This window comes from Corallococcus sp. 4LFB, from assembly GCF_046520365.1.
GTDB classification, from domain to species: Bacteria; Myxococcota; Myxococcia; order Myxococcales; family Myxococcaceae; genus Corallococcus; species Corallococcus caeni.
The window spans coordinates 1-640 of sequence record NZ_JBKGHJ010001201.1 but is presented as its reverse complement, the minus strand read 5'-3'; the positions used below and the strand labels follow the sequence as shown (position 1 = coordinate 640).

Annotated in this window: 2 protein-coding genes; both read left to right on the top strand. The window is 74.1% G+C overall.

All coding sequences use genetic code 11. The annotated features are described in order from the left end of the window. On the top strand, positions 1-199 hold a 199-nt coding region (locus tag ACLEQD_RS44925; RefSeq protein ID WP_410391995.1), incomplete at its 5' end, for an ATP-binding protein. Then, the coding region (locus ACLEQD_RS44920; RefSeq protein WP_410391994.1) for a sigma-54-dependent transcriptional regulator at positions 196-640 on the top strand (445 nt) is incomplete at its 3' end. The genes ACLEQD_RS44925 and ACLEQD_RS44920, both read left to right, overlap by 4 nt.

Here is a 640-nt window from a genome sequence, read left to right as displayed (position 1 = left end):
GCCCTCCGACGTGCGGGCGCGGCTGTTCGAGCCGTTCTTCACGACGAAGCCCTCCGGCACGGGGCTGGGGCTCGCGGTGAGCCAGGCCATCGCGGAGGCGCACGGCGGCCGCATCGACGTGGACGCAGGGCCCCTGGGCGGCGCGCGCTTCACGCTGTCGCTGCCCGCCCCGTCGCGTGAGCAGGTGGCGGCGGCATGAGCGACGCGAAGCCCTCGGTCCTCGTCGTGGACGACAAGGAGAACATGCTCAAGCTGTTCGCGCGCATCCTCGGGGACGCGTACGCGGTGACGACCGCGCCCGACGGGGTCCAGGCCCTGGCCCTGCTCTCCGCGCGCGCGTTCGACGTGGTCGTCACCGACATCCAGATGCCGGGCGCGGACGGCTTCACGGTGCTGCGCGAGGTGAAGCGGCGCGCGCCGGACACGGAGGTCCTCCTGGTCACCGCCTACGCGAGCGTCCCCAAGGCCGTGGAGGCCATCAAGGAAGGCGCGTACGACTACCTGTCCAAGCCCTTCGACCCGGACGACGTGGCCCTCGTCGTCGCCCGCGCCCTGGAGCGCCAGCGCCAGCAGCGCGAGGCCCGGGGCTCGCCGCCGCGTGGCGCGCATGCCCGACTTCCACGGCCTGCGCGGCACCAGC